We start from the raw sequence: 1,926 nt of genomic DNA on the forward strand, positions 1-1,926 counted from the left end.
AATAGAGAGGATGAAAGATGATAACACTGCAGTAATTTTTTTTGAGGCTCTCATCGGTTCCGCATCTCCTTGCGCGCCCACATTCCACTCCGCCAACAGCATTATGGCGCGAGCACATCCAACGGAACAACTTGGACGCCGCGGTCGGTAACGTAGGCTTGTGAACCAAATCCAATGATTGCAACTTTCGAAACCGGCGGGTTGTTTCCAGCAGCAACCATACGTTCCTCGACAGCGACAAGATTGTCAGATGCCTCTTCTATTTGAGCAGAGCTGAGTTTAACTTCGACCGGGATCCAGGTCCCACCAGGAGCCGCAATGACTGCATCGACCTCTAGATCACGAGAATCGTGATAGTGATAGAGACTCATTCCATTTGCTCGCGCATAAACCCACAAATCATGGAGTGCCAGCGATTCAAAAAGTAGTCCAAGCGTCTTGAAATCTAACAGCAAAGTCTCCGGAGTCGCCCCGAGCGCAGCGGCCGCCAGTGACGGGTCAGCAAGATGATGCTTCTTTGATTCTCTTAAGTGCACCGGAGATCTCATTGCTGGATTCCATGCGGGAATATCGCGAACGAAGCTGACCCGAGCGAGAAGAGATATATACGATGCCGCCGTCTGTCTCGATACTTCTCCACCAAGATCAGCTACGAGCGTCTTGAGTGTCGCCAAAGTGGATTCATTGCGCGCAAGCGATTCGATGACAGCTTTGACCTTTTCGGGATCGCGTCGAGAGCCATCAACACGAGACAAATCTTCTTCGGCGACTATGCCGATGTAACGTTTCGCCATCGCCGACGCAGCCAGCGCATCGCGACCGACCGCCGCGGGCCATCCACCACGGACAACGCACTCGGCAATCGAGGCAGAATCCAACGATCCGAAAGCGCCATTGAACTTTTCGCCAGAAATAATGCCCGACAGCTTAACCGCGCCGCTAGATTTCCCAAGTTCGAAAAGCGTCATGGTATCCATGCGCAATTTAGCGAACCTTCCAGCACCACTGTGCATCGGCCGCTCATTGTCTCGCGGTGTCGCCGACCCCGTAAATATGAACTGGCCAGGCTCGCCGCCGCGGTTGTCGCACTCAAACCGTGCCGCGTCCCAAAGTTTCGGAACCTCCTGCCATTCGTCGATTAGCCGCGGCACCTCGCCGGAAACGGCAAGCGCCGGGTCCGTCTCGGCACGCAAACGATTCTCGAAGTTGCGCGACGGATCCATGAGAAGGAGCCTGGACGCCGCACGGGTCCCGGCTGTGGTTGTCTTTCCACACCATTTCGGTCCTTCGATGAGAACGGCACCGAATATCCCTAGCATCTGGTCGAGCTCATTTTCGATAATTCGAGTGTAGTACTTTTTTGGCATGTTTTTCACCATTGATTACCAGCGCGTTTAACTAAATTTACCGTTTTCATTTAACCAGATTTTGCTTTTTTGATTAACCAGATTTACGCATTTCAGTTAACGAAACAGATTAAACATGCACGAGTCAAGCCACGACAGGCTCGCGCCGTACTGCGGGAATCTCAGTATTACTTAGATTTACTTGCTGCCGGAATTGACCCGAACAGCCTGTCACCTCTTCATTTCAATCATCTGTACACAGTCAGGAATGAAAATGACGGCATTCTTGACGTGCTCGCGCGTGCCGATACGTATTTTGATTTGATAGACCATTTTAAATTCGCAACCTACCTTATGATTCATCGAGATGGTAGAAGCATTGAAGATATTTTTGAAATGTATCGCGATCGTGATGCATTTGCCGCTGCAGAAAGCTATACGGCAACTCTAGATCAAGCTGGGGTGTATTATGCGGTTTCTTGTTTCGAAATCGACCGGCTGGCGGTTGATTTCCGATCTCAGCCGAACACATTGAGCAAATAGGCCATTCCCGCAGTTAGCTGAACGCCCCCGCGGCCCC

2 protein-coding genes are annotated in these 1,926 nt (G+C 51.3%); one reads left to right on the forward strand and one right to left on the reverse strand.

Features of this window, described 5'->3' with window-relative positions:
- Positions 1 to 101: 101 nt before the first annotated feature.
- A complete protein-coding gene (locus tag AB5Z25_RS10835; RefSeq protein WP_368135580.1) occupies positions 102 to 1,379 on the reverse strand; it encodes an ATP-binding protein in 1,278 nt (425 codons plus the stop codon).
- A 57-nt stretch (positions 1,380 to 1,436) separates the two neighbouring features.
- On the opposite strand from AB5Z25_RS10835, the gene AB5Z25_RS10840 reads away from it, so the two are divergent.
- The gene (locus AB5Z25_RS10840; RefSeq protein WP_368135582.1) at positions 1,437 to 1,889 is read left to right on the forward strand and encodes a hypothetical protein; all 453 of its coding nucleotides are present in this window, start codon (positions 1,437 to 1,439) and stop codon (positions 1,887 to 1,889) included.
- Positions 1,890 to 1,926: the final 37 nt, after the last annotated feature.

It is taken from the genome of Collinsella aerofaciens, assembly GCF_040910325.1.
In the GTDB taxonomy this organism is placed as follows: domain Bacteria; phylum Actinomycetota; class Coriobacteriia; order Coriobacteriales; family Coriobacteriaceae; genus Collinsella; species Collinsella aerofaciens_BL.

What these genes read in the sequence shown, in the direction of transcription:
- AB5Z25_RS10835 (WP_368135580.1), bottom strand. Translation starts at nt 1,379, where the DNA reads ATGGTGAAAAACATGCCAAAAAAGTACTACACTCGAATTATCGAAAAT.